General features: G+C 41.4%; 16 protein-coding genes. 6 read left to right on the plus strand and 10 right to left on the minus strand.

Features of this window, described 5'->3' with window-relative positions; genetic code table 11:
* Positions 1–394: 394 nt before the first annotated feature.
* From FTU12_RS04820 to metH, 3 genes are all read right to left on the minus strand, one after another.
* A complete protein-coding gene (locus FTU12_RS04820; protein WP_180113874.1) occupies positions 395–850 on the minus strand; it encodes a hypothetical protein in 456 nt (151 codons plus the stop codon).
* A gap of 156 nt (positions 851–1006) precedes the next feature.
* Positions 1007–1276: a lysozyme inhibitor LprI family protein gene (locus FTU12_RS04825; RefSeq protein ID WP_218955926.1), complete on the minus strand. Its 270-nt coding sequence runs from the start codon at positions 1274–1276 to the stop codon at positions 1007–1009.
* A gap of 83 nt (positions 1277–1359) precedes the next feature.
* On the minus strand, positions 1360–5049 hold the full coding sequence (gene metH, locus FTU12_RS04830; protein WP_180113875.1) for a methionine synthase: 3690 nt from the start codon (positions 5047–5049) through the stop codon (positions 1360–1362).
* A 478-nt stretch (positions 5050–5527) separates the two neighbouring features.
* Here metH and FTU12_RS04835 point away from each other — a divergent pair, with 478 nt between their 5' ends.
* A complete protein-coding gene (locus tag FTU12_RS04835) occupies positions 5528–7147 on the plus strand; it encodes an inorganic phosphate transporter (protein WP_180020626.1) in 1620 nt (539 codons plus the stop codon).
* A 147-nt stretch (positions 7148–7294) separates the two neighbouring features.
* Here the strand turns inward: FTU12_RS04835 and FTU12_RS04840 are convergent, their stop codons facing one another.
* The 3 genes from FTU12_RS04840 to FTU12_RS04850 form a co-directional block, all read right to left on the minus strand.
* Positions 7295–8863 carry a hypothetical protein gene (locus FTU12_RS04840; protein WP_180113876.1) on the minus strand — a complete coding sequence of 523 codons (1569 nt, stop codon included), beginning with the start codon at positions 8861–8863 and terminating at the stop codon, positions 7295–7297.
* Positions 8864–9082: 219 nt separating this feature from the next.
* The gene (locus FTU12_RS04845) at positions 9083–9262 is read right to left on the minus strand and encodes a hypothetical protein (protein ID WP_180113877.1); all 180 of its coding nucleotides are present in this window, start codon (positions 9260–9262) and stop codon (positions 9083–9085) included.
* 245 nt (positions 9263–9507) lie between these two features.
* Complete coding sequence (locus FTU12_RS04850) at positions 9508–10125, minus strand: rhomboid family intramembrane serine protease (RefSeq protein ID WP_111884441.1); 618 nt, start codon at positions 10123–10125, stop codon at positions 9508–9510.
* 158 nt (positions 10126–10283) lie between these two features.
* Between FTU12_RS04850 and nfuA the strand changes: the two genes are divergently transcribed.
* Together nfuA and FTU12_RS04860 are read left to right on the plus strand one after the other, a co-directional pair.
* Positions 10284–10922, plus strand: coding sequence for a Fe-S biogenesis protein NfuA (gene nfuA / locus FTU12_RS04855; RefSeq protein ID WP_078189947.1), 639 nt, complete (start codon positions 10284–10286; stop codon positions 10920–10922).
* A 229-nt stretch (positions 10923–11151) separates the two neighbouring features.
* A complete protein-coding gene (locus tag FTU12_RS04860; RefSeq protein ID WP_180113878.1) occupies positions 11152–13347 on the plus strand; it encodes a TonB-dependent siderophore receptor in 2196 nt (731 codons plus the stop codon).
* A gap of 36 nt (positions 13348–13383) precedes the next feature.
* Here the strand turns inward: FTU12_RS04860 and FTU12_RS04865 are convergent, their stop codons facing one another.
* The gene (locus tag FTU12_RS04865; RefSeq protein ID WP_180113879.1) at positions 13384–14391 is read right to left on the minus strand and encodes a hypothetical protein; all 1008 of its coding nucleotides are present in this window, start codon (positions 14389–14391) and stop codon (positions 13384–13386) included.
* Between the two features lie 46 nt (positions 14392–14437).
* On the minus strand, positions 14438–15478 hold the full coding sequence (locus tag FTU12_RS04870; RefSeq protein ID WP_373684137.1) for an alpha/beta fold hydrolase: 1041 nt from the start codon (positions 15476–15478) through the stop codon (positions 14438–14440).
* A gap of 334 nt (positions 15479–15812) precedes the next feature.
* Between FTU12_RS04870 and FTU12_RS04875 the strand changes: the two genes are divergently transcribed.
* The gene (locus tag FTU12_RS04875) at positions 15813–16427 is read left to right on the plus strand and encodes a carbonic anhydrase (protein WP_078189941.1); all 615 of its coding nucleotides are present in this window, start codon (positions 15813–15815) and stop codon (positions 16425–16427) included.
* Between the two features lie 82 nt (positions 16428–16509).
* Here FTU12_RS04875 and FTU12_RS04880 read toward each other — a convergent pair whose 3' ends face one another.
* The gene (locus FTU12_RS04880; protein WP_078193022.1) at positions 16510–17139 is read right to left on the minus strand and encodes an arylesterase; all 630 of its coding nucleotides are present in this window, start codon (positions 17137–17139) and stop codon (positions 16510–16512) included.
* 11 nt (positions 17140–17150) lie between these two features.
* On the opposite strand from FTU12_RS04880, the gene FTU12_RS04885 reads away from it, so the two are divergent.
* Together FTU12_RS04885 and FTU12_RS04890 are read left to right on the plus strand one after the other, a co-directional pair.
* Positions 17151–17882 (plus strand): ABC transporter ATP-binding protein, encoded by a 732-nt coding sequence (locus FTU12_RS04885; RefSeq protein WP_180113881.1) that lies wholly within the window; start codon positions 17151–17153, stop codon positions 17880–17882.
* Complete coding sequence (locus FTU12_RS04890) at positions 17879–20380, plus strand: ABC transporter permease (protein WP_180113882.1); 2502 nt, start codon at positions 17879–17881, stop codon at positions 20378–20380. Before FTU12_RS04885 ends, FTU12_RS04890 begins: the two co-directional genes overlap by 4 nt.
* 129 nt (positions 20381–20509) lie before the next feature.
* Here the strand turns inward: FTU12_RS04890 and FTU12_RS04895 are convergent, their stop codons facing one another.
* Positions 20510–21334, minus strand: coding sequence for a rhomboid family intramembrane serine protease (locus FTU12_RS04895; RefSeq protein ID WP_180113883.1), 825 nt, complete (start codon positions 21332–21334; stop codon positions 20510–20512).
* Between the last annotated feature and the right edge of the window lie 57 nt (positions 21335–21391).

The following is a 21391-nucleotide window of genomic DNA, read 5'->3' on the forward strand; positions in this document are numbered from 1 at the left end:
AGAGTTCTAAGTTTTAATTATTCAGGAATTTGAAGTTTTTTGCTGATTAAATAATGTAAAAACGGATGGTTTGGAAAGTATAGATTGAGCTTTTGAAACTTTACCTCTCCCTAACCCTTACTTTCATTTTGTTTTAAATCAATGCGTAAAGGTTATTATAGGGGTAATATCCATTAATAAATTCATAAAGTTTTTAATTCACAATGAAAGCTCCCTCTCACTCTGGGATGAGACGCATTGCTTAGCAAGGGGGAGGAGGAATGGGTAGGTGCTAGGACAGATTGATGAGTGGTCTTTTAGCGTTTTTTGAAATTTCCTATAAAGGAATCCCAATACATCTGATTTAGTGAGATTCTCATTTTTTAAGACATGTCTATTGTTTTACTAGGATAGATTATTTTTTAATTAAGTTTTTGTTGAAATGGATATCAGTCAAAAAATAATAACCAAATCTATCTGAATAATTTTCTGCATAGGTTAAACAAACTGATTGTGGTAGATTTTCCAAATACTCAAAATGGCTTCCAGTCATAGAAATTTGATCTGATTCAGGGAAACTAAGATTTTTACCATCTAACATTGTGAAATGGAAAATAATTTGTTGCCATGAGTTGCGATGACTTCCTCGCAGAATTGTTGAATGACCTGTATATGTGCCGCATTTTTTGACTTTATGTTTTGATTGCATGGCATCATTAATTTTTTGCGTACGAAAATGATCAATAATAAGTGATCCCATGTGTGCAAAGCATGACATAAAAATGATAATCCAGATTAGTGAATGTGTGTATTTCCATACAAAAACGGATCCTATTAAACACACAATACCAAAGCTTATTTCCATAATCATTTCGAGCCACCAACTATTCACAAAATTAAAAAAAGTTCATTTTATTTTTAAAGGCTAAAGGTAGGGGGGCTATTATTCTAACTGATTTAATTGCTTGATTCTCTGGTCAATAAGATCAGCATTGCATGATAGATTGATTAACTTAGATCCTGCACCTTATACACTGCTAGATAGATAAGATACGAGTTCATCACAATGACTATTTTTATATAACAACCAATTCTTTTGAGAGGTTTCTAAAATTTTCTTACCTTCCTCATCCATAGTGTTATAAAGCTTTTGATAAGTTTGGTTGAGCTTGGTTTTATTAGATTTTAATTCTTTTTCATAACAGGCAATTTCATCATAAACATTACTTGTCTTACATTCTGCAAAAGCAAAAGATGAAATAAAAGGTAAAACTAAAAGTAAGAATATTTTTTTCATTTTATAAAATTCGTTTATGTGTTTTTAAGATTTTTGATTATAAATAAAAAAACCCCTCATTCGAGGGGATTTTTTCAAACTAATTATTGAACTGAATCATCCAAATTTGGCGCTAACCAACGCTTCGCTTCATCCAAAGTCCAGCCTTTACGCTTTGCATAATCCTCAAGCTGATCGCCTGCGATTTTACCCACGTTAAAGTATTGGCTTTCAGGGTTGGCATAGTAGAAACCGCTGACAGATGAAGGCGGCCACATTGCAAAGCTAGAAGTCAATTGCGTACCAATTTTATCGGTAGAACCTAACCAATCAAACAATGGCGCTTTTTCAGAATGCTCAGGACAAGCAGGGTAGCCCGGCGCAGGACGGATGCCTATATACTTCTCTTTAATCAATTCTTCATTGCTTAAGGTTTCAGAAGCTTGGTTGCCCCAGAACTCTTTACGAATGCGCTCGTGCAAATGCTCCGCAAACGCTTCCGCAAAACGGTCACCTAAAGATTGTGCAAGAATTGCAGAGTAGTCATCGCCTTTAGCTTTGTACTCATTGGCCATTTCTTCTGCACCAAAGATCGATACAGTGAAACCGCCCAAGTAGTCTTCTGCGACACCTTTAGGCGCAATAAAGTCCGCTAATGACAAGTTTGGTTTACCTGTCACTTTATCAGACTGTTGACGAATGTGATGGAAGGTATGCGTAACCGATTGACCATCTTCGCTATACACTTCAACCGAATCCGCTGCAGAACGGTTAGCAGGGTAAATACCAAACACAGCACGAGCATCAAAACGTTTGTTGTCGATGATGTCTTTTAGCATGGTCTGTGCTTGTTCATACAAGTCAGTTGCTGCTTCACCTACAACTTCATCCGTTAAGATAGCAGGGAATTTACCTGCCAAACTCCAAGAAATGAAGAACGGTGTCCAGTCAAAGTACTCAACTAATGTTTCCAATGGATAATTGGTCAGCGTTTGCGTACCAATAAAGTTTGGCTTCACAGGCGCATTGGCAGCAAAGTCAATTTTTAAGCCATTTTCTACAGATTCAGCATATGTCAGCTTGGCAGCTTTTGGCTGTTTATTGGCAATACGCTCACGGACTTTTTCATATTCAGCACGTGTGTCTTCAACAAATTTAGGCTTCATTTCTTTAGAAAGTAAAGTTGTTGCTACACCCACAGCTCGTGAAGCATCGGCAACATAAATGACTGCATCATTTGAATATTGCGGATCAATTTTCACTGCCGTATGCGCTTTAGAAGTGGTTGCACCGCCAATCATCAATGGAACATTAAAGCCTTTGCGCTGCATTTCTTTCGCAACAAAAACCATTTCATCCAGTGACGGCGTAATCAGGCCAGACAGGCCAATGATATCGACTTTTTCATCAATCGCAGTTTGTAAAATCTTCTCGCAAGGCACCATCACCCCAAGGTCGATAATGTCATAGCCGTTACAGCCCAACACCACGCCTACGATATTTTTACCGATGTCATGCACATCGCCCTTCACAGTTGCCATCAGGACTTTACCCTTAGATTGGCCAGCTGTTTTTTCCGCTTCAATGAACGGGTTCAGCCAAGCTACAGCCTGTTTCATGACACGTGCAGATTTCACGACTTGCGGCAGGAACATTTTGCCCGAACCGAACAAATCGCCCACCACGTTCATGCCGTCCATCAGCGGGCCTTCAATCACATCTAAAGGACGAGCTGATTTTAAACGCGCTTCTTCAGTATCTTCATCAATGAACGTTGTGATACCTTTCACCAAAGCATGCTCAAGACGTTTTTCAACTGGAAGCTCACGCCATTCCAAGTTTTCAACTTGTTTTTGTGCAGCGCCTTGACCACGGTATTTTTCAGCAACTTCAAGCAGCTTTTCTGTTGCTTCTTGATGGCTTTCACCTTGGTTTTGGTTCAAGATCACATCTTCAACCGCAGCTTTCAGTTCAGCATCAATATCGTCATAAATCGCCATTTGACCTGCGTTGACAATACCCATAGTCATGCCTTGCTGAATGGCATGGTATAAGAACACTGAGTGAATCGCTTCACGTACAGGCTCGTTACCGCGGAATGAGAACGATACGTTAGACACACCGCCAGAAATCATGGCATGCGGCAAGTTTTGCTTAATCCAGCCAGTCGCTTCAATGAAGTCCACAGCATAGTTATTGTGTTCTTCAATACCAGTTGCCACGGCAAACACGTTCGGGTCAAAAATGATGTCTTCAGCAGGGAAGCCAACTTCATTCACTAACACGTCATAAGAGCGCTTACAGATTTCTTTTTTACGTGCAGCAGTGTCGGCCTGACCATTTTCGTCAAAGGCCATCACAATTACGGCAGCGCCATACTGACGGCACAAACGCGCTTTTGCAACGAACTCGTCATAGCCTTCTTTTAAGGAAATCGAGTTAACAACCGCTTTACCTTGTACACATTTTAAGCCCGCTTCAATGATTTCCCATTTAGATGAGTCAATCATGATCGGCACACGTGAAATTTCAGGTTCAGAGGCTACAAGATTCAGGAAGTGCACCATTGCGCCTTCTGAATCCAGCATGCCTTCATCCATGTTGATGTCGATAATCTGAGCACCGGCTTCAACTTGCTGCTGTGCAACTTCTAAAGCTTCGGCAAAGTTTTCTTCACGGATTAAACGTAGGAATTTTTTAGAACCTGTCACGTTGGTACGTTCACCGACGTTTACAAACAGCGAATCTTCTGTAATGTTGAACGGCTCTAAACCGCTTAAACGACACGCGGGTTTGGTTTCTGGCACTTGGCGCGGCGCAATGTCTTTTACGGCATTGGCAATAGCACGGATGTGATCCGGCGTTGTACCGCAGCAGCCGCCAGTGATGTTAATCAAGCCACTTTCTGCAAATTCTTTAATAAAGGCAGCGGTTTGTTCAGGGGTTTCATCATAACCGCCGAAGGCATTTGGTAAGCCAGCGTTCGGATGCGCCGAAACAAAAGTATCGGCAACGTCAGCAATGGTTTTTACATGCGGACGCATGGCATCTGCACCTAGGGCACAGTTAAAGCCAATCGACAATAAATCACCATGACGCACAGAGTTCCAGAACGCTTCAGCAGTTTGGCCAGTTAAAGTACGGCCAGAGGCATCGGTAATGGTGCCTGAAATCATCAATGGCAATTCATAGCCCAGCTGATTAAACACTTCTTTCACTGCAAAAATGGCAGCTTTACAGTTTAAGGTATCGAATACGGTTTCAATGAGCAGAATGTCCGCACCGCCTTCAATCAGGGCATGTGCAGCTTCAATATAGTTTTCTTTCAGCTCATCAAAAGTAATGTTACGGAATGCAGGGTCATTTACATTTGGCGAGATCGAGCAAGTACGTGAAGTCGGGCCAAGCACACCTGCTACAAAACGCGGTTTTTCAGGCGTTGAGTATTTTTCACAAGCGGCTTTGGCAATACGCGCTGCTTCACGGTTGATCTCTGATACCAAATCTTCCATGTGGTAGTCAGACATTGAAACTTTTGTGCCGTTAAAGCTGTTGGTTTCAATAATGTCTGCACCAGCATCGAGATAGGCTTCATGAATGCCTTGAATGATTTGCGGCTGAGTCAACACCAATAGGTCATTATTGCCTTTGAGGTCAGATGCCCAATCTGCAAAACGCTCACCACGGTAGTCAGCTTCTTCGAGTTTATGACGCTGAATCATGGTGCCCATTGCACCGTCGATAATCAGAATCCGTTGAGCGAGCAGCTCTTTTAGGGTGGCAAGCGTGGACATAAATAACCCCAATCCGATGGAATATAAAATCGGCAAATATATTAACAGAATTCATTGCAGTTTTATTGATATTCAACCATCTTCACAGCGCGCAATTATTAGCTTGTTGAATTAATGAGCAATATTGCAACTTGCTAATTTCATATTCCAATTTCATATAAATGTATGGAAAGCTTCATAAATTTGTCATATTGCTCAGGCAAGATTAAAAAACATCTAGTAGGGCTATGCAAAATGACAAAAAACATGACAGATGAAATATAAGTTGAAACATTGGGTTTTAAAGAAAATAAAGTTTAAATACGCAGATTAAATAACTGATTTACTTTATGAAAGTAGAGTATAGGAGTCGGTTTTAAACACCTAAAAAAAACAAATAAAGCATGAAAAATTGCTTTATATGACACCGCTTTGTCATATAATTGTCATAATTAAATTGAACAATATGGGGATTTTAAAATCCTCTATTCCTGCCTGCATGAATTCTAAACAAACTCCCGTAGATTCAGCGCACACGTCGACTCCTCAAAAGTCCACGAATGTTCATGTGCCTACACCGAAATTCTTTATGCCGGTATTTTTAACGCTGATTATTTCAACGTTGATATATATTGGTTTTCAGGTGACTGCCGATTTAGCGCATGTTCCGCCTTTAAGTCTTTATTCAATGATTTTATTGGGCACAGCCTTATTCATCGCACTTGGCTTTGAATTTGTAAATGGTTTCCATGACACTGCAAATGCAGTAGCAACAGTGATTTATACCAACGCCTTGTCAGCACCAGTTGCAGTAATGTGGGCGGGTTTCTGTAACTTTCTGGGTGTAATGGTTGCCAGTGGTGCAGTCGCTTACGGCATTATTGCTTTATTACCTGTTGAATTGATTATGAACGTTGGTTCAGGTGCAGGTTTTGCCATGGTTTTCGCAATGCTGATCGCAGCGATTTTGTGGAATTTAGGAACTTGGTTCTTAGGCATCCCTGCGTCTAGTTCGCATACTTTGATTGGTTCTATTCTTGGCGTTGGCATCATGAACTACCTGTTAAATGCAGGCGGTGGTGCGAGCGGTGTAGATATGGAGCAGGTGCTTAAAGTCGGTAAGGCGTTATTGTTCTCGCCACTGATTGGTTTTGCATTTGCGGCTCTCGTTTTCTTGTTGGTGAAGCGTATTTTCCGCAAACAGCTTGAACTGTTTCAACCACCAGAAGGCAATAAGCCGCCACCACCATTGATTCGTGCAATTTTGATCTTTACCTGTACAGGTGTAAGTTTTGCGCACGGTTCAAACGATGGTCAAAAAGGTATGGGTCTGATCATGCTGATTTTGATCGGATGTGTGCCATTGGCTTATTCATTGAATAAGAACTTAGATAATCAACATATTCAATCTTTCCATCAGTTATCTGCTCAAACTGCGACTGCGATCTATGCAGAGCATAATGACATTCCTGATGCACAAGCACGTGATGTACTCACCAAATACATTCAAACCAAAGAAGTCAGCCCAGAAGTTGTGCCAGCTTTGGCAAGTTTGACCGATCATTTAGGTGAGCGAGTTGCACAGTATGGCGACTTAAAAGATATTCCTGAACAAGAAGTATCTTCGATTCGTAATGATATGTACTTAAGTACCACTGCTTTTAAACGTCTAGATAAAGCTGAACAACTACCAGCAATGGCAGAAGCTGAACAAAAGACTGTGAAAGAATATCGTAGTCACTTAGATTCGTTCTTACAGTACATTCCAACATGGGTAAAAGTCGCTGTTGCATTGGCACTGGGTCTTGGCACCATGGTGGGCTGGAAACGTATTGTCGTGACTGTAGGTGAGCGTATTGGTAAAAACCACATGACTTATGGTCAGGGTATGTCTGCCGAGCTTGTTGCTATGTCAACGATTGCTGCTGCGGATGGTTTTGGTATGCCAGTATCGACTACACACGTACTTAACTCTGCGGTTGCAGGTACCATGGTCGCGAATAAATCGGGTCTGAACTTTGCAACAGTGAAAACCATTCTATCGGCTTGGGTCTTCACTTTACCTGCAACGATCTGTCTATCAGGCTGTTTGTACTGGTTATTCTTGAAAGTGTTCTAAGCAACTCAAATTCTAGGTATAAAAAAACGCTGCTTCGGTAGCGTTTTTTTATGGCTGTATCTCAGACATCACCGATTTTAATGGGATGACTGAGAGCTGAATTAGAACAATCAAACTAGCGAGTTGAAACTTTGCAAAGTTCAACACTTATTTGAACCAATGCAATGACGCTTTTTTAAACAGCCCCAATGCTTTTTTCACGGGCAATTTCTCTTCAGCAAAACCATACAGCGCTGCAAAAGGTAAGGCAGTACGCGCCAAATAAGCCACACGCCATAAGCCACCATGGTTGGCACCATGCATCATGAGTTCTAATGGATGGTCTAGCGCTGTTTCAGGGTTAGCAACCGATTGAGGGTTTCTCAAGTCGTGAATCCATAAAGCCGCCATGAGTGCATTAGTGGTTTCCGGTTGAAACGATTCCACATCAAATAAACTCGCACCATCAAATGCGGCTTTTAATAATGGATTCTTCGTCACTGAGCGGGTCGTGGTGGATGGTGCAATATTGATACTAACCCGCTGACCATTTTGACGTGCCACAGTTGCACGCCATTGTTGGATGCGTTTTGCGAGTGCGTAGTTTGGACCTTGTTCCACCACCAGACAGTCAGCAATACCATAGGATTTTCCGTTGTCTGCTGTGGTGGTTTGCTCATTATTTTGCTTAAAGAAATGCTGACCTGTGACTTTGGCAATGCTTTGCGTCAATAGCTTTTGTGCAGACGCACGGTTTTGGAATTTGGCTTGCGCTGCCGTAACAATCTCTTCTGGCACCGCATAGACATCGGTCGGAGTACACATAAACATCAAGCTGGTGTCGGCTTTTTGCTGGCTGACATAGGCCATGATGCTGTCCATGGCCATTGCAACACGAACATGCTTTTCACCATCTAAATAGGCAATTGCAGCTAGATCTAGTTGATGTTCACTTTGTGCAAGCCATTGTGCAATTTCAGGAATGTGTGTCAGTAAATTGGCGCCCAACTTGTGTTTTAGTTCTTGAATGGGCGTATCTTCATGCACAGCGTCGAGACTCGGTGCATATAAAGTGGCATTACCGGCCTGAACCGTGCTTAAGATTCGATCCCAAACACGTTCATTATTCAGGTCAATTGCGACAATATTGGCTTTCCATTTTGCTAACCATGTCAGTGGGCCAGCTTCGGAAGCAGCACCGAAAAGCACCATAGTCCGATCTGACAAATCGAACCATTCTGGGTGGGCAATGGCTTCGCGTAATGCGTCGGCATGACTGGCTTCAATGATGCCAGCATCTTGCCATTTTTGAATCTGAGCCAGTAAAGCCTCACCTTGCAGTTTTTGCCCATGATAGGGCACATACCACTCAGGCGCTGCATCACTTTCACCTTTTAATTTCACGGTATGCAGCGGATGCGCAGTTAAAGCCACGGCATCTTTGAGCGTATGCTTTTCTTGATCACGATAAAATTCAAAGACGTGATGCGCTTTATTTAAACCTTGTTCAGCAATGTTGATCGCGGCTTCAGATGATTGAATTCCTTGTTCAACCAAGGCTTTAAAATATTCAGGATATTTTTTACGCCAGTTTTTTTCTTGTTTCGCACGTACAGACGAGTGATGGTCAACTGCAGCTAAGGCTTCAGCGATAATTTCACGACCGGTTTTAGATGTACTCGGCTTTTGGTTGGAAGCCGAAATGGGAAATTGAAGACCTTCAGTTGAACTCGACATGCAAAATATCTCAGCTAATTTTGTCATTAATATACAGATGTATACATTATCTATGCCAAATTAAAAAATAGGGTGGCATAAAGTGCCAGATTTATATGATTTGTCATGTGCTTTTGTGAACTTTCGTAGAATATACAGCGTCAATTTTTATTGCCGGAATTGAAAAAGCCTTCGGTTTGAAGGCTTGAAAGAAGAGGGCATTAAATCAGTAACGGCAAATCAACAACGGCCTTTTTTAGCCTGTCCGGGCGGGCAAAAGTCGCCATGGCGATCTGGGAAATTATAAGGATAGTGATTACGATCTGGGTCGACCACGATACTGCCTTCACGGGTGTGAACGGCACAAGCACTCAACACGCAGGTCAACAGCAAACTTGAGAACATCAGGACTATTTTCATTGGAATTTTCCCTTTTTTATTCTGTGTCATTTCAGTTTAAATCAGGGCAAGGATAGATAGCGTTTCAATCTGCTGTGAAATTGTATAGCTCGATATTCAAAGTGCGGTGTTGTAGATGTGGGAAATTGGCTAAAGAAAAGATCAATGGTCATGAGGCTAAACTCTGCACAATAAAAAAGCCTAAACTGAAACGGTTTAGGCTGTCATTTTACTGGTTACATCAGGCTGATTTTTTAAACTTAATGTTAGAAAGGAACGTTTAATAACTGACTTAAGAAATGTGGAATGAGCTTCGGTTCAAGAATAATCGTCATGATTACACCATACGCTGCGCCCCAAAGGTGTGCGCTGTGGTTAATGTTGCTGTTGCCACGTTTACCTGACCAGATACTATAAGCAACATATAGCACGGCAAAAATAATCGCAGGAACAGGAATAAAGAATACAAAAATCAGTTTCCACGGTTCAAACAAGATATAAGCAAAGAGTACTGCAGATACTGCCCCAGAAGCCCCTAAACTTGCCCAATGGGTATCATGCTTATGTTTTAAATAACTCGGAATAATCGCAGCGATCAAACCGCCTAAATAAAACAATACAAAGCCCATGTCGAAGAAATATTGGCGATAAAAACTTTCAATCACGCTACCAAAGAAAAATAAGGTAATCATGTTGAACAATAGGTGCGCGCCATCTGCATGAATAAAGCCATGGCTAATAAATCGGTCATACTCGCCACGACTGAGGGCCGGTGGCCAAAATAACAATCGATTCATCACTTTCTGATTTGAAAATGCAATCAGTGAAATCACCACCGTAATCAGGATAATGGTCACGGTGTGGTTAAAGGGTAGACCCAACATATATGACTATTCTACTTGTTAAAATTTATGCTCAATAATGCCATTAAATCTGCCTAAAGCGTGAACTTTCAGAATAAATCCGACAATTTTAGTTGATTTTTTTCTAATGCCCCGCATCTTAAGTTAAAATAGCGACTTCAGCTTGAGGAAATATTGTAATGTCGACTGAGAACAACAGCACAGCAGTTGCTGAAGAAATTCCAAACCTATTGATCACTCCAAATGCCCAAGAGTATTTGAAAGATCTTTTGGATAAACAAAATACACCGGGCATTGGTGTACGTGTTTTTGTGGAAAATCCGGGTACGCCACGTGCTGAATGTTGTATGGCTTACAGTGCACCAGAAGAAGTTGTGCCTACAGACTATAAACAAGACTATCCAGATTTCCCTGCATTTATTGACACACCGTCTATTCCATATCTTTTGGATGCGGTGATTGACTATAACAAAGACCGTTTTGGTGGTCAGTTAACATTCCGTGCACCAAACTCAAAAGTGCCACGTGTGGGTCCAGATGCCTCTGTAGAAGAGCGTATTACTTATGTTCTACAGTCAGAAATTAACCCTGGCCTTGCAGGTCATGGTGGTAACTGTGCACTGGTAGAAGTGGTTGAAGATGCAGAACATGGTTTAACTGCAGTGCTTAAATTCGGTGGTGGTTGTCAAGGTTGTTCTTCAATCGATTTAACCTTGAAACAAGGTGTTGAAACAACATTGAAGCAGCATGTACCTGAGTTAATGCGTGTTGTTGACCAAACAGATCATAGTAATACTGAAGGTGCTTATTTCAAATAAGTTCAGTATTTTTATAAAAAGCCGCAACCTTGCGGCTTTTTTATTGTCTAAATCAAAAAAACGAAGATTTTTAGATATTTCTAGGGTTTTTACATCAAAATGATAAGCGATATCACAAATATAAATGAGAATGATTATTAAAATTAATTGCAATATTGTTTGTTGTGGTTACAATGTGCAACACATTATTCTAGATTTCTCCATAAATACGTTTATTTGGAAGCACTCAATGACCAAACAACTATTAAAATCAACGCTTACACTTTCAATACTCTGTGCATTGGTAAGTTTGACGCATGCAAAAGATGTGCACACTGAAGCATCAGATGAATCCGTAACGAAGATGGAAACCATTGTTGTTACTGCAGCAGAACAAGTTAAACAATCATTAGGTGCTTCAAAAATTACGGCAGAAGATTTAGAAAAAATACCGGTTGTGAATGATATTTCAGAATATGTGCGCCGTATGCCGGGTGTAAATTTGACTGGTAACAGTGCCACAGGCCAGCGAGGGAATAACCGTCAGATTGATATCCGTGGAATGGGGCCTGAAAACACGTTGATCTTAATTGATGGTAAGCCTGTAAATTCGAGAAACTCAGTACGTTATGGCTGGCGCGGTGAGCGTGATACACGTGGCGATTCGAACTGGGTACCTGCAGATGCTATTGAATCGATTGAAGTGCTGCGTGGTCCAGCAGCAGCGCGTTATGGTTCAGGTGCGATGGGTGGTGTGGTCAATATTAAAACCAAGAAAGTGACCAACGAAGTGCATGGTTCTGTGGAGGTTTTTACTAATCAGCCCGAAGACGCTAAAGAGGGCGCAAGTCACCGTGAGAGCTTTAACTTAAGCGGGCCAATTCTTAAAGATGTCCTTTCATATCGGTTATACGGTAGTTATAACAAAACCGATTCAGATGCTGCGGATATTAATGCTCTAATGGATAATGGTGCGCGTATGGCGGGTCGAGAAGGCGTTGAAAATAAAGATATTGCAGGGCGCTTGGCTTGGCAGTTGAACGATCAACAAGTCTTGATGTTTGACGCAAGTGTTGGCCGCCAAGGTAACCGTTTTGCAGGAGACAGTCAAAACAGTGTATTTGATCCAGCCGATCCAAACAAAGCACCAATTTTATCTGCTTTAATTGGTGAAGAAACCAATACCATTTATCGTGATAGTTTTGCATTAACCCATGAAGGTACGTGGGGTTGGGGTGATAGTAAACTCATTGCGCAATATGACAAAACCAAAAATAAACGCCTACCTGAAGGGACAGGCGGTAGTACTGAGGGACAAATTAATAATCTCGAGAATAAACAAACGTCACATCTAGAAACCATTCGTTTTAATGCAGAAGCCAATCTACCGTTCCAATGGTATGTTCCACAAGTATTAACTTTAGGCGCTGAATGGGTCGAAGATGACTTTACAGATACGGTTAATACACAAGCTGGCGCAGGCGGTTTTGGTGATGTGTTGACCTCTGGTGACCGTTCACACATGGATTCACGGATTGCATCGGCCTATATTGAAAACAATATGAACTTGGGCGAAAGCACCGATGTCGTTTTGGCACTACGCTATGATAATCATAGTAAATCGGGTGATAGCTGGAGCCCAAGTCTGAATATTACGCAAAAGCTTGGCGACTATTGGACACTAAAAGGTGGTGTGGCTAAGGCGTATAAAGCACCTAATATGTACCAAAATGCGGAAGGTTATCTGTTAAGTACTCGCGGTAATGGTTGTCCGATTGGGCTGAGCCAATGTCTATTACAAGGTAATGGTGATCTCAAACCTGAAACTTCAGTGAATAAAGAATTAGGTGTACAGTTCGAAAAAGACATCGTGAATGCAAGTTTTGCATGGTTCCGTAATGATTATAAAAATAAGATCGTTGCTGGGGATACACGTCTAGAAGAAATAGAAGTAAATGGTACAACGTATAATGTATTGCGTTGGATGAATACGCCAGAAGCCTTGGTGGAAGGCGTTGAAGGAAGTATTTCTTTGGACTGGGGTGATATCACGTGGACCAATAACGTTACCTATATGATCAACTCTGAAGATAAACGTACTGGCAATCCGCTTTCAGTGATTCCGAATTACACCCTAAACTCTATTTTGAACTACAACATCACGGATCGTATAGACAGTAACTTTGTCTATACCCAATATGGTCGTCAAAAGCCACGTCAATATGCAGAAACCAGTCTCGAAAACAAAGCTGGCTTAGCGATGGATAGCGTGAAAAGTTATGGCATTGCAGGCATTAACTTTGGTTATAAATTTAATGCGGATTTGAGTGCTCGTATCGGTGTGAATAACCTATTTGATGAGCAGAAACTGCGTGATAAAACGGTCAACCAAACATATAACGAGCCGGGTCGTGCTTACTATGCAAGTTTGAAATACCAGTTCTAAGTATGTCCAAAAAAAAGCCGCTTCACGCGGCTTTTTTTATGTTGGGATATTTAAAATTTTCAGTGCTTCACTTGAGTAGTAAAACTGTTCTAAATATAGGCGTGAACGCTCACGTATATAACCTGACTCAATCATTTGTTGAACGATAGGATTGAGTAAATTTTGGAGTTCATGCTGAATCAGTGCTTCATCAATATTTAAATCACGCAGCAATAAATCAAAAGGGCGTTCTGCATTGCGCACGTACCAAGCGTATACGCCATCATGCACTTGCTGTTTCATATACTCAGACTGTCGCATAAAGTCCCAAATTTCATGACCCATAGCGACGGTTTGCGGCAAGTCCTGAACTTCAACATAGTTCTTTAATACCGAAACTGGCAGCGCTTTAATTTTATGCCACAAATTGGCCTGAAAATGGTACAGCTTATGATCATCAAAGTGCTGATTTAACACGGTTTCACTCATTTGACTGAGCTTTAAAATATTCTTTTGCAAATATTTACTGACCGCATTATCTAAATTGGTATCTGTGACGTTTTCCAGTACCGATTTCCCCATTTTCATAAATCGTGAAACACCGGGTACAGATTTTGCAATCACCGAATTATCTAAATAATCTTGTATCGCATGTTGAATCAATTGACTGATCATGGCTGAAAATGCAGGATTGTTGACCATGGTATGAATTAAACGCTGACGATGTCCCTGTTTACTTGCCACATACTGTGCAATTTTATCGATGGTCAACACTGGAATGATTTCGGCAATCGTAATGCTGTCATTTGCAGGGTGAATCAGTGCAAATTTGATATGTTCAGCAATTTGCTCAATTAGAAATTGACTTGTAGGGGTATTTAAAATTTGTTTCTGCAACAAGGCATTGATTTGATCAAAACTCCAAATTTGCTGCAAAGATTGTTTACGAAACCATTGATAAAAATGGGTGAATTCAGTGGCTACGGTATCATTGTGTGAAAAGCTCTGATCTAAAAAGTTCAGTTGAGCGTCAATCAACTGCTCAATCATCGGGTTTTTCTGCATACTTTCCCTGAAGCCCCAGTGATGGGTATCTAAAAATGGCGAATGCTCAGTTTAACTGAATCAGTTTATCTACCAAAGGATTTTTAAACTTTTGACTTTTCGCAAGGAAAGGTAAGTAATGGTCTGCAACTTGTTGTTCGGCTTCTAAGATTGGCATATGACCGACGTTATTTAAAATTACAGGGGTTTCTGCACGTTTCAGTAACGACTTGAGTTCGCCAGCCACTTCAACATTAAAGATTTTATCTTGTTTGCCCCAAAGGATCAGGGTTGGTGCTTCCACCGTTCGTGTTAATCGAGCAAAAGTTTCAGGGGTGTAGATTCGATTGAGCGTGACGACTTGATCGATCATTTTACTGGTGAAGGGCGCACGCGCAATTAAGATATTTTCCTGCGCTTCTTTAAGCTGTGTCGGAACATTGGGCGGATTTTGCATGAGTTTATGCATGACATCATCTAAATCTCCCGGTTTTGAAACGATTAAATTTTTAAGTTTATACGGGTCGCGGGTATAACTGGTATTGGCTTGTTTATAAATGCCCGCGCTGTTGAGTAAAAATAAACTTTGGGTATCAAAAGGATATTGAGAGGCATATACCGTGGCAATGGAACCACCCAATGAGTGACCTGCAACATTCAGTTTATCTTCAATATCTATTTTAAGGACAAACTGGCGTAGTTGTTCCGTGACATTCGGGACAGAGACATCAAAATCGACAGGGACATGGGTATCGCCATTGGCCGGAAGGTCAGGGATGATCACGTGATAGTTCGGTGTTAAATAATGCGCAACACGATTCCAATTATCACGTGTGCCGCCTAAACCATGAATCAGCAAGATGGTAGGTTTAGAGCGTTGACCGCCTTCGCTATAACTCCAATTCACATTCCCGACTTGAACACTGTGTGTGACTAAACCAGCCGCTTTACGTTCTTGGTTCAAATAGTTTTGCACGATAGAGGGTACAGCCAGGTTTTTGCTGATGGGAGACGGATTTGCAGCCAAAGCATGGTTGGCAGTAAACGTCATACAGCAAATCGTTACTAGCTTAAAAAAGCCAAAAACGCGTGAATGATGTCCTTTCATTGACGTTTACCCCAGTTAAATCGAATCGAGATATTTTTTAGATCATTTATATGACTATTATCAGAATGGGCTGAAATAGCGAAAGCGTATATTTATGAAATATATTGTAAATTAAAAATGACCTTTGTCATCCATTGCTTTTTTGACGTAGTTAAACTTGCGTTTTAATAATGTGAACCATTACAGAAAAAATAATTTTTTTTGATGAATGTGGAGTAGCATTTTCTATCAAGTTGCATCGTCGTAGAAAAAATTCACAGCAATTGTTTTTGCAAGTGACAATCGATTCGACTGGGATTAAAATATTGCAACTTCGGATAAGGGTAATTAGAACATGCTAGCAGCAGCAGAAGCTTTAGATCGTTTAAAGAAAGGGAATCAACGTTTTGTAAACGGTGAAACGAATCACCCGAAGCTTTTGACGCATCAACAACGTGCTGAAATGGCCGAAAGCCAAGAACCTTTTGCGATTATTTTAGGATGTTCAGACTCACGTGTTCCTGCTGAAATGGTATTTGACCAAGGCTTAGGCGATTTATTCGTGATTCGTGTTGCAGGTAATATTGTGGCACCGTCTCAAGTCGGTAGCGTGGAATTTGCAGCAGAAAGCTTTGGATGTCCTGTGGTCATTGTATTGGGTCATACACACTGTGGCGCGATTCATTCTACGATTGAAGCTTTAACTAATCCTGCGACACCACCATCAGCAAACTTGATGTCGATTGTGAACCGCGTTCGTCCATCTGTAGAAATACTCATGCAAACTGAATTGAAAGATGACCTTGAAAAACTTTCAATGCATGCAGTACGTTCAAACGTTTTTGCATCAGTGAATCAACTTCGTCATGGTTCAGCAGTCCTCGAAAACTTAATTGCGCAAGGCAAATTAAAAGTGGTGGGCGCTGAGTATTCACTCGAAACAGGTGAAGTAAGCTTCTACGATTTCTAAGCAAATTACAGTAAAGACAAGATATTAAAAAAGGCGCTCAAATGAAGCGCCTTTTTTATGAACCGATTTTCACCAACTAAATTTATAAACTTGCTTTGATCAATGGATAAGCATTGTTCAGCAAAATTGTTTGCGCTTTGGCATTCGGGTGGATCTGATCTTGTTGCATTAAGTTTTTATGTCCCGCAACCCCTTGCATAAAGAAAGGCAATAATTTGACTTTGTACTGTTGGCTCAACACTTGATAGTTATTTTCAAAAGCTTGGCTATATGCCTTGCCATAATTCGGTGGAATTTTCATTCCAAATAAAATGACTTTCGATTTGGCCTGTTGGCTTTTTTGAATCAGCTGCGCTAAATTTTTTTGAATTTGTGCAGGGGGCTGTCCGCGTAAACCATCATTACCACCTAACTCAATCACCACAAGATCTGGACGATGAGTTTGCAACAGTTTAGGCAGTCGTGCCAAAGCACCACTGGTGGTTTCACCGCTGACACTTGCATTGACCACTTTATGTTGTTTCGGATACTGTTGGTCTAGACGTTTTTGTAATAAGTGGACCCAACCTTGCTGCACTGAAACACCATAACCTGCACTTAAGCTATCGCCCAAAATCATGATGGTTTTGGCAGAGAGCAGCATCGGGCAGAACATCAGTGCAATAGCCAGCAAGTAACTCAATAGACGATTATTTTGAATGCGATTTTGCATATAGGGAAGATATGACCCAACTCACGACAGATGTTGACATCATGCCACAGGCGATTATTTCTGCACAGCAATTGACACAAAAGATACAACTTCCACAAAAACAGTTATCGATCTTTGAACACCTCGATCTTGAAATCTTTGCAGGGGAACAAGTTGCAATTACTGGTCGTTCTGGTTCAGGTAAATCCACCTTGTTGGGGATTTTGGCGACTTTAGATCAGGCCAGTTCGGGACAATTACGGGTCTGTGGTCAGGACATTCATCTATTAAATGAAGAACAGCGTGCTCAAGTCCGTTTGGCCCATATTGGTTTTGTCTTTCAGTCTTTCCAGTTGTTGCCACATTTAACGGCACTGGAAAATGTCATGCTGCCGCTACGGTTACAAGCAAATTTTCAGGTCAAAGCTGCCGAAGAAAAAGCATTAAAACTGTTAGCAAAGGTCGGACTAGAACGCCAAGCGCATCAAGCTCCCAAAGTTTTATCCGGTGGTGAGCAGCAACGGGTTGCGATTGCCCGTGCTTTGGTGAGTGAACCCGATCTGATCTTTGCCGATGAACCGACAGGTAATTTAGACAGTGCAACGGCACAGGAAATTGAACAACTGTTATTTCAGTTAAATCGTGAAATGGGAACCACTTTGGTATTGGTGACGCATGATGCCGAGTTGGCCCGTCAATGTCAGCGCCATTTTGAATTGGTCAATGGTCAATTAATTGAGCATCGAACAGGAGATGCTACATGAATCTTTTGGCATTGTTTCGACCACTCTTACAACTGAGTTTTAAAACCACGGGTGTGTATTTATTATTGATCACACTGACCTTGGCGATCAGTGCCACCACGGCTTTAAAGTTTAGTAATGTACAAATTCAAAATGCTGTAGCGCTACAAGCTGCTGAAATGTTGGCAGCAGATTTGGTGCTGACAGCCAATGAACCAATTCCACAAGAGTGGCAACAACAAGCCAAAACACAGCAATTAAAACAATCCAATGTCACGCTATTTAGCAGCATGGCGCATACTGATCAGCAATTTGTCATGGTCAATGTCAAAGCCGTTGATGCTGCATTTCCATTAAGAGGTGAACTCGAAACAGAACCGAAACTAAACCGTTCCATACAAGCAGGTGAGGTCTGGTTAAGTCCTCGTGCCATGGATTTATTGGGTGTAAAGGTTGGAGATCAGATCAATATTGCCGATGCTGCTTTTCAAGTCAGTGCCAAAATCATTCATGATACCAATCAAGAGCTTGGCTTCAGTGGTTTTTCACCGACGGTTATGATTGCGCAATCTGAGGTGGCGAGAACCAATGCTATCCAAGTCGGGAGTCGGATTGAATATCGCCTGTTAATGGCAGGAGATGCACAAAATACCCAGCGCTTTGAAAAACTGTATAAGCAGAAATTTGGCGATCAAACAGAAAGTGGTGCTGCCAATTCAGATCAAGCGCAGGTTCAGGATGCGGCTCAAAGCAGTTTGAAATTGAGAAATGCCAGTGAAGGCAATACTCGCTTAATGAAGCCGATTGCCAATCTTGAAACGTTTTTACAACTGGCGAATATTTTAACCATTCTACTTTGTGGTATCGCCATCGCATTAACCAGTCAGCGCTATGTACAACAAAATCAGGATGCCATTGCACTGATGCGCTGTATTGGGTCGACCAAACAGCAAATATTAAGTGCTTATCTGGCTTTACTGTTGGTTGTACTCGGGCTTTCAATCCTGTTTGGAAGTTTGATTGGTCTAGGATTGGGTTATGGCTTATTGCAACTGATGCTACAGTTGATTCCAAATTTACAATTAGAGTTTTCAGCCCTTTCCATGCTGCTTGGCCCGCTTCAAATTGCAATATTCACCAGTGCGATTGTGCTATTAGGATTTGTTCTTCCAAGTCTTTGGCAATTATTAGGGACACCGCCGGCACGGGTGATACGACAACAAGAGCGTTCAGTACGTTCCATGCTTTGGATGCTCAGTTTCGGCACACTCAGTTTGGTGGTGTTTTGTGTGGTTTTAACTGAAAATTTACAACTCACCCTGTGGCTGGTTTGCGCCATCATCTTCCTGTGTATTGGCCTATATATGATGGTCTGGCTCAGTTTGAAAGCCTTGAAAAGTTGGGGGAGGAAAATCTCAGCATATATACGTACACCGTATCAAACGGCATTTCAAATTACTGCATTGGCATTAGGGCTAAGTCTGATCACGGTTTTAGCGGTATTGCGCACGGATTTACTGGAACGTTGGCAACAACAATTGCCACAAGGAACACCTAACCAATTTGTCTATGGATTACCGCCATTTGAGTTACAGGATTTTAATCAACAACTCAAGCTGCATGGTTGGCAAGGGACGCCGATGTACCCGAATATTCGTGGGCGTTTAGTTGCCAAAAATGATCTCCCTTTTTCGGATGCCTTAATTAAAAGCAATAATTCATTACGCCGTGAATTGAATCTGACTCAGGCTGCAACTTTTCCAAAAGATAATCAAATCATCGCGGGCAATCAGCAGTTTCAACAGGTCAATGAAGTATCGGTAGAAGTGAAAACCGCACAAGAACTGGGTATTCAAATTGGAGATCGATTGAGTTTTAGCCTTCCTGAAGGGATTTTACAAGCCAAGGTGATCAACCTTCGCAGTGTGGAGTGGGAAAGCTTTAGTCCAAACTTCTTCTTTATTTTTTCTCCCAAAACCATGGATGAAAATGCAGGCAGCTATTTGGGGAGTTTCTATGTTCCACCACAAGATAAAAATCAGTTAATTGATCTAATTCAGCAGTTTTCGAATACCGTGTTTATTGATGTCAGTCTGATTTTGGATGAGATCAAACGCATCGTCAGCGTATTGGTTCAGATTATTACTATCTTGGCGCTATTGGTGAGTATTTCAGGCATTTTGGTTTTGGTAGCATGTTTGAATTTATTTATGGATGAACGCAAAAAAGAAGTGGCATTACTGCGTTCCTTCGGCAGTTCCAAGCAAAAGCTAAAGTCGATGCTCAGTTTGGAAGTTGGTTTGATGGGGCTAATTTCAGGTGTCGTGGCATGTATTTTTGCCGAAGTAATCAGTGCGATTGTCAGTTATAAAATGGAACTGGTCATCCAGTTGCATGCAGAGATTTGGTTGATCCTCCCATTGGTCATGACCTTAGTCTGTACTTTGATCGGACGTTATCGCTTAAGTTATCTTTGCGACATCCCACCCTTAGAAAGCTTGCGTGAACTAAATAGTTAAGGGTGGAGATGGTTAACAGCTGAGCAAGTTAAGAGTGGAGCAGGAACCCTGTGCGCAGTTCAGCTTTAGACATGATTTGACATGTTTTCAAAATGTCTGTGTTGATAGCCACTGGGTTCATTCCACTATTTAATGTGCTGTGAGCGATTGCTTCATCAGCAGGATAAAGTGTTCCCAAAGCGGTAAAATCGGTTGGATTAATTGTTGGCAATGCAGATAAAACAGATAGCATCCGACAGTTGCGGCGATTAGACCGATCATTTGAATGATTAGGGATTGATGTACTTTTTGTCCCACATACCAAATGAAAGCCAACGCAGCCCCCATCAACATGCCGCCAATATGCGCGGCATTATTAATTCCACTGATCATAAAGCCCATCGCGAGGTTAATCCCCATCACCATCAATAAGGTTTTTTTATCCAGATAAAATTGCTGTTTAGGTAACATGGGGAGCAGCGAAATAATCGTCAGCGCTGCACCGAGACCCATCACTGCACCCGATGCGCCTGCACCAATACTCGGAAAAAGTTGCTGATTGGCTGCACCTTCGGCCAATAATGTATAACTGTTTTGAATGGTTAAATACCCACTCAATAAACTTCCCATCAGTCCGGCTAAAACATACAGGCCGAGGAAGTAGAAACGACCTAACATTTGCTCGGCAACACTGCCAAAAATATACAAAGCCCACATATTCAACATCAGGTGAATCAGGCCAAAATGAAAAAACATACTGCTGAATAAGCGGATGGGTTCCTCTAAAAAGGTTAAAGGTGCATAATCAGCACCCCAATGCAAAGCATCCAGTGTGTCGGGTTGGCTTACGTTCATTCCATGCAGCACTTGCCAGCCAAAGAGTCCAACATTGATGGTAATTAAGAGTGCCGTGATCCACCACAGTTGGATTTGCAGCTTACGGGTTGATACAGCAGGAGGGCTGAGTTCAGACATGCTATTCTTGTACTGTGTCAAAATATTTAAAAATAAGCTTAACATGAAAAAACAGAA

Source organism: Acinetobacter sp. YH12063, assembly GCF_013419715.1.
In the GTDB taxonomy this organism is placed as follows: Bacteria; Pseudomonadota; Gammaproteobacteria; order Pseudomonadales; family Moraxellaceae; genus Acinetobacter; species Acinetobacter amyesii.